This is a genomic window from Rhodoferax sp. (assembly GCF_023700745.1).
Taxonomy (GTDB): Bacteria; Pseudomonadota; Gammaproteobacteria; order Burkholderiales; family Burkholderiaceae_C; genus Rhodoferax.
Genome location: NZ_JAMPYG010000011.1, coordinates 99,683 through 106,222 on the forward strand (window position 1 = coordinate 99,683; position 6,540 = coordinate 106,222).

The window sequence follows — 6,540 nt, forward strand, 5'->3', positions numbered from 1 at the left end:
CACTCTAGGTGGGCATTGTTGGTGACGGATTGATTTAAATCAAGGAAAACCGGGTCGACAGCTGGATGTACGCATTCTCTGATTTAAATCAAGTAGGCCAGCAGACTGGACTTTTTGCAGGAGGCTTCCCCGTTTCAGGCTGATTCTGGCGTCAATCAGATTCAGCAGGCGTAAAAAAGCCCGCAGTCTGCGGGCTTTTTACTGAAAGAAAACCGAATTACTTCAGTTTGATTTCCTTGTAATCCACGTGCTTGCGAGCTTTGGGATCAAATTTCTTGATCAGCAATTTCTCGGGGGTGGTTTTCTTGTTCTTGTCGGTCGTATAGAAGTGACCGGTGCCGGCTGTCGATTCCAGCTTGATTTTTTCGCGTCCGCCTTTGGTAGCCATGATGTTTCCTATTAATTAGTTGAGGACAGAACTAAAGGTCTGCCCCGCAATGTTTCAAGCTTGACCACGTGCGCGCAGGTCAGCGAGCACAGCGTCGATACCATTTTTGTCGATCAAACGCAGACCGGCGTTCGAGATCCGCAGGCGAACCCAGCGGTTTTCAGACTCCACCCAGAAACGGCGGTATTGCAGGTTCGGCAGGAACCGGCGCTTGTTTTTGTTGTTGGCATGGGAAACCGTGTTCCCAACCATCGGGCCTTTGCCCGTGACTTCACATACGCGTGCCATGTGGACACTCCGATACTATTAAACGGCCCTGACTGACGCCAGAGACCTCACCTCGCCAAGAAAAGGGTGGCGGTAACCCGTCTGCAGCCCAATCCCTCACGGGGTAAGCAGCAAAGCCCGGCATTATAGCCGTCTTCGGTAAGAACGATTGTGGCTGCTCTGTGTTCGCGTTCAGGCTTGCTCCAGAAAACGCTGCGCGTCCAGTGCCGCCATGCAACCGGTGCCAGCGCTGGTGATGGCCTGGCGGTACACATGGTCCTGCACATCGCCCGCTGCAAAAATGCCCGGCACGCTGGTCTGGGTGGCAAAACCCTGGTTACCGCCCTGGGTGACAAGGTAGCCACCGGTCATATCCAACTGGCCCTGGAAAATCTCGGTGTTGGGCGCGTGGCCAATGGCAATGAAGCAACCTTTGAGGGTGAGGTCTTGCGTGACGCCGGTGTTGACGTTTTTGATCCGTACGCCGGTGACGCCGCTGGCATCGCCCAGCACTTCATCCAGCGCGTTGAAGGTCTTGAGCTCAATCTTGCCGGCGGCCACCTTGTCCATCAGTTTGTCGATCAGGATGGGCTCGGCGCGGAACTTGTCGCGGCGGTGAATCAGAACCACTTTGGCCGCAATGTTGGACAGATACAGCGCTTCCTCGACGGCGGTGTTGCCGCCGCCGACCACGCAGACGTCTTCGCCGCGGTAGAAAAAGCCATCGCAGGTGGCGCAGCCTGACACACCCCGGCCCATGAAGGCTTCTTCTGACGGCAACCCCAAATATTTGGCCGAGGCACCCGTGGCCAGAATGAGCGCATCGCAGGTGTAGGTGCCGCTGTCACCGGTCAGGGTAAACGGGCGTCTGGAAAAATCAACCTTGTTGATATGGTCGAACACAATCTCGGTCTTGAAGCGTTCGGCGTGTGCCAGAAAGCGTTGCATCAGGTCGGGGCCCTGCACGCCGTCCACATCGGCAGGCCAGTTGTCGACATCGGTGGTGGTCATCAACTGACCGCCCTGGGCGATGCCGGTGACCAGCAGCGGTTGCAGGTTGGCGCGTGCGGCGTAAATGGCGGCGGTATAGCCGGCCGGGCCAGAACCCAGAATCAATACTTTGGCGTGTCGTGTGTCTGTCATGTTGAACCTTGGAAAGTGGAGGCTTGTGCCGTGTATATTAAGCGTGAGTTTAAAGAAAACGGAAATGACTTATTCACTCAACACATTTAATGCTTCAGAGGCAGCCACGGCGCGTCATGGACTGATCCGCTTTGCCTCGGAAATTGGTTTGTTCCTCGGATTCGTGCTGCTGGCCCTGTGGATCATGGCGCTGCTCACTTACACGCCACAAGATGCTGCCTGGTCCACTTCAGGAACGAGTGCGGTCGCGCTTAACCTGGCTGGGCAATTGGGCGCCTGGGTGGCCGATGCCAGTTATTACCTCTTCGGGTTTTCGGTGTGGTGGTGCGTGGCCGCAGCGGTGCGGGTCTGGCTGAGTGCTTTGGCGCACTGGTTGCGTGGCCATGCGGTGTGGGTGCTGGACGATGCGCCAGGAAGCGCCGTCAAGGTCGAACGTATCCGGCGGCATGTCACGTTTTGGGGCGGCCTGGCCTTGCTATTGGGTGGCAGCGTGATGCTGGAATGGTCCCGTTTTTACAGTCTGGAGGTCCAGTTACCGGGGCATGTGGGCGGTGTTTTAGGATTTTTGCTGGGGCCATTGAGTGTGCATTGGCTGGGTTTTGTGGGCTCGGCCTTGACCGCCATCGTGGCGGGCGTGGTGGGCGCTGCGCTGGTTTTCAGGTTTTCCTGGGGGCATCTGGCCGAGCGGCTGGGCGCCTGGCTGTATTCAAAAATTGAAAACCGGCGTGAACAACTTGAGTTGAAACAGGATTTTTCTTTGGGTCAGGAAGCGGCACGGGCCCGGGAAGAGGTTTTGGTCGAAGAGCGCCAGGAACGCCAGGAGCATCCTGCCAAAACCGTACTGGTTGAGCCCTTGGTGGCTGATCCACCCAAGAGCGTACGGGTGGCCAAGGAGCGCCAGAAACCACTGTTCCATGAGTTGCTCGATACCAAGCTGCCCCAGGTTGATCTGCTTGATGTGGCGCAGCTGCGGCAGGAAACCGTGGCGCCCGAAACCCTGGAGATGACCAGCCGCCTGATCGAGAAAAAGCTGCGTGACTTTGGTGTGGCCGTGACCGTGGTGCTGGCGCAACCCGGCCCGGTTATCACCCGCTACGAGATCGAACCTGCCACCGGGGTCAAGGGGTCGCAGATTGTGGGCCTGGCGAAAGATCTGGCGCGCTCTTTAAGCCTGGTGTCGATCCGGGTGGTGGAAACCATTCCTGGCAAGAACTACATGGCGCTGGAGCTGCCCAACGCCAAACGGCAAACCATCAAGCTCTCGGAAATTCTGGGCTCCAACGTTTACCACGAAGCCAAGTCGATGCTGTCCATGGGGCTAGGCAAGGACATCATCGGCAACCCGGTGGTTGCCGATCTGGCCAAAATGCCGCATGTGCTGGTGGCGGGTACCACGGGATCAGGCAAGTCGGTGGGCATCAACGCCATGATTCTGAGCCTCTTGTACAAGGCTGAGGCGCATGACGTGCGCTTGCTGATGATCGACCCCAAGATGCTCGAAATGTCGGTGTACGAGGGTATTCCGCACTTGCTGTGCCCGGTGGTCACCGACATGCGCCAGGCCGCCAATGGCCTGACCTGGTGCGTGGCCGAGATGGAGCGACGCTACAAATTGATGAGCAAGATGGGGGTGCGCAACCTGGCGGGCTTCAACATCAAGATGGACGAAGCCAAGGCGCGTGGTGAATACATTGGCAACCCGTTCAGTCTGACACCGGAAGAACCCGAGCCGCTGGACCGCTTGCCGCACATCGTGGTGGTGATCGACGAGCTGGCCGACCTGATGATGGTGGTGGGCAAGAAGATCGAAGAACTCATCGCCCGGCTGGCGCAAAAAGCCCGCGCCGCCGGCATTCACCTGATTCTGGCCACCCAGCGCCCCAGCGTCGATGTGATCACTGGCCTGATCAAGGCCAATATTCCAACCCGCATTGCATTTCAGGTCAGCAGCAAGATCGACAGCCGCACCATTCTGGACCAGATGGGTGCCGAGGCGCTGCTGGGCATGGGCGACATGCTTTACATGCCCAGCGGCACCGGTTTGCCGATTCGCGTGCATGGCGCCTTCGTCAGTGACGAAGAGGTGCACCGGGTGGTGACTTACCTCAAGAGCCAGGGTGAGCCCAATTACATTGAGGGTATTCTGGAAGGTGGTACGGTTGATGGCGACGACGATGCCATGGGCGAAGGCGGCACCGGCGGCGAGAAAGATCCGCTGTACGACCAGGCCGTCGAAGTGGTGCTGAAAAACCGCAAAGCCAGCATTTCGCTGGTTCAACGCCACCTCAAGATCGGCTACAACCGGGCCGCCCGGTTGGTGGAGGACATGGAGAACGCTGGTTTGGTGAGCCCCATGAGCACCAGTGGCCAGCGTGAAATCCTGGTTCCGGCCCGCAACGAATGACCTGTGCCTGGCCTGTCATTGCGATTGCCGCGTCGCTGCGCTCCTTTCCATGAACGGTAATTGGCATGATCAATGAAAAAAGGACACTTGTGAAACGATTTTTAATCACGTTATGTCTCGTTGCCGCTGGCGCCGCTTCAGCCAATGCCGGCGGCTTGAAAAGTCTGGAGAATTTTGTCAGGACCGTCCAAACCGGCAAGGCAGATTTCACCCAGGTGGTGACCTCGCCAGCCCGTGAAGGGCAGGCGCCAAGGGTCAAAACCTCCAGCGGCCGCTTTGAATTTGCCCGACCCAATCGTTTCCGTTTTGACTATGCCAAACCTTTTGTGCAAACCATCGTGGCCGATGGTCAGACGCTGTGGTTGCATGATGTCGACCTGAACCAGGTCACCGCACGCAAGCAAGCGGCGGTGCTGGGTGCAACGCCAGCGGCCCTGATCGCCTCGGCAGCCGATGTACGCGCCCTGGAAGCTGATTTTGTGCTGGCGGATGCACCAGACCAGGACGGCTTGCAGTGGGTGCTGGCCACGCCCCGGTCCAGGGACGGCCAGTTGCAGTCGGTGCGGGTGGGTTTCAGGGCCACAGGTGATACCGCCGCTGATGCCGGCGCACTGGCCGTGCTCGAAATTCTGGACAGCTTTGGTCAGCGTTCGGTGTTGACGTTCAAGCAAATGCAGCACAATCCGGCCTTGGCAGCGTCGGCGTTTGTCTTCAAGCCGCCAGCCGGAGCGGATGTGATCAGGCAGTGACCCACTGCTTTGACAGAATTTACCCCATGACATCAGGCTCTCCTCCTCTGGCCGAACGCCTGCGCCCCAAAACCCTGGCCGAAGTGGTGGGGCAGCGGCATTTGTTGGGCGAAGGTATGGCGTTGCGCCTGGCGTTTGAGTCGGGCCAGCCCCACAGCTGTATTTTCTGGGGACCGCCAGGCACCGGAAAAACCACCATCGCCCGTCTCATGGCCGACGCGTTCGATGCCCAGTTCATCACCATCAGCGCCGTGCTGGGCGGGGTCAAGGACATCCGCGAAGCGGTGGAAAAAGCGCAATTGGCCCAGCAACAAGGGCGGCGCACACTGGTGTTTGTCGACGAGGTGCATCGCTTCAACAAATATATAAAAGTCATTGCAAATCAACGACTTAAAAACATATTTTGTGCCGTTTTTGTGCCTTGGCACAACTTTCAGGCTCGTAGCAGCATGATTTTAGGGCGGGTTCAACATGGCTGACCTGTTCGAAAAATCGCCTGTTGCCCCCTTGGCTGAAGCGCTGAGACCTAGGGTGTTGGACGAAGTGATTGGGCAGTCACACCTGCTTGGGGAAGGTAAGCCCCTGAAGCTTGCCTTCCAGTCTGGCAAACCGCACTCAATGATTTTCTGGGGGCCACCAGGGGTCGGCAAAACCACGCTGGCAAGACTGACCGCCAAAGCTTTTGCCTGTGAGTTCATTGCATTGTCGGCGGTGTTCTCTGGGGTCAAAGACATCCGTGCAGCGATGGAACAGGCCGAGCAAAACCTTGCCCAAGGTAAGCACACCATCTTGTTCGTGGATGAGATTCACCGATTTAATAAGTCACAACAAGATGCGCTGCTGCCTTATGCGGAATCCGGGCTCGTAACCTTCATCGGTGCGACAACAGAAAATCCTTCGTTTGAAGTCAATTCTGCTTTGTTGTCCCGATCTCAAGTCTATGTTCTGAAGTCTCTGACGGACGATGAGTTGAAGGAACTGTTCGTCAGGGCAAGAGAAACGGTACTGGGTCATCTGACCTTTGACGAGCTGTCCATTGAAACACTTGTCGGTTACGCGGATGGTGATGCCCGTAGATTCCTGAACCTGCTGGAACAGTGCAGTACGGCAGCCGGGGCTGCTGGGGTAACGAACATTGATGCGGACTTCATCAAGAATGCTCTGTCATTGAACTCGCGGAGGTTTGATAAGGGCGGGGACAACTTCTATGACCAGATTTCCGCCCTGCACAAATCAGTCAGGGGTTCAAATCCTGACGCTGCCCTTTATTGGCTGTCCAGAATGCTGGATGGTGGGGCAGACCCAAGATACTTGGCTCGTCGCATTGTTCGCATGGCTTGGGAAGACATTGGGTTAGCCGATCCAAGAGCTATGCAGATCGCTAACGATGCAGCCCTGACTTATGAGCGCCTGGGTAGTCCAGAAGGTGAATTGGCACTTGGACAGGCAGTGATCTATCTGGCGATTGCTGCCAAGAGTAATGCAGGCTACATGGCCTACAACAAGGCGCGTGCCTTCGTGAAGCAGGACAAGAGCCGAGAAGTTCCCGTTCATCTTAGGAATGCTCCTACCAAACTGATGAAGGAACT

Annotated in this window: 7 protein-coding genes; 4 read left to right on the forward strand and 3 right to left on the reverse strand. The window is 57.0% G+C overall.

Features of this window, described 5'->3' with window-relative positions; genetic code table 11:
- Positions 1–217 precede the first annotated feature (217 nt).
- The 3 genes from rpmG to trxB form a co-directional block, all read right to left on the reverse strand.
- On the reverse strand, positions 218–388 hold the full coding sequence (gene rpmG / locus NDJ10_RS10395) for a 50S ribosomal protein L33 (RefSeq protein WP_105728403.1): 171 nt from the start codon (positions 386–388) through the stop codon (positions 218–220).
- 54 nt (positions 389–442) lie between these two features.
- Positions 443–676: a 50S ribosomal protein L28 gene (rpmB, locus tag NDJ10_RS10400; RefSeq protein WP_078363766.1), complete on the reverse strand. Its 234-nt coding sequence runs from the start codon at positions 674–676 to the stop codon at positions 443–445.
- A 171-nt stretch (positions 677–847) separates the two neighbouring features.
- Positions 848–1,798 (reverse strand): thioredoxin-disulfide reductase, encoded by a 951-nt coding sequence (gene trxB, locus NDJ10_RS10405; RefSeq protein WP_296161861.1) that lies wholly within the window; start codon positions 1,796–1,798, stop codon positions 848–850.
- A 64-nt stretch (positions 1,799–1,862) separates the two neighbouring features.
- On the opposite strand from trxB, the gene NDJ10_RS10410 reads away from it, so the two are divergent.
- The 4 genes from NDJ10_RS10410 to NDJ10_RS10425 all read left to right on the forward strand — a co-directional run.
- Positions 1,863–4,202, forward strand: coding sequence for a DNA translocase FtsK (locus tag NDJ10_RS10410; protein ID WP_296161863.1), 2,340 nt, complete (start codon positions 1,863–1,865; stop codon positions 4,200–4,202).
- A gap of 65 nt (positions 4,203–4,267) precedes the next feature.
- A complete protein-coding gene (gene lolA, locus NDJ10_RS10415) occupies positions 4,268–4,951 on the forward strand; it encodes an outer membrane lipoprotein chaperone LolA (RefSeq protein WP_296161867.1) in 684 nt (227 codons plus the stop codon).
- A 26-nt stretch (positions 4,952–4,977) separates the two neighbouring features.
- On the forward strand, positions 4,978–5,430 hold the full coding sequence (locus tag NDJ10_RS10420; protein WP_296161869.1) for an AAA family ATPase: 453 nt from the start codon (positions 4,978–4,980) through the stop codon (positions 5,428–5,430).
- Positions 5,423–6,540: replication-associated recombination protein A (locus NDJ10_RS10425; RefSeq protein WP_296161871.1), on the forward strand; the 1,118-nt coding region annotated here is incomplete at its 3' end. The genes NDJ10_RS10420 and NDJ10_RS10425, both read left to right, overlap by 8 nt.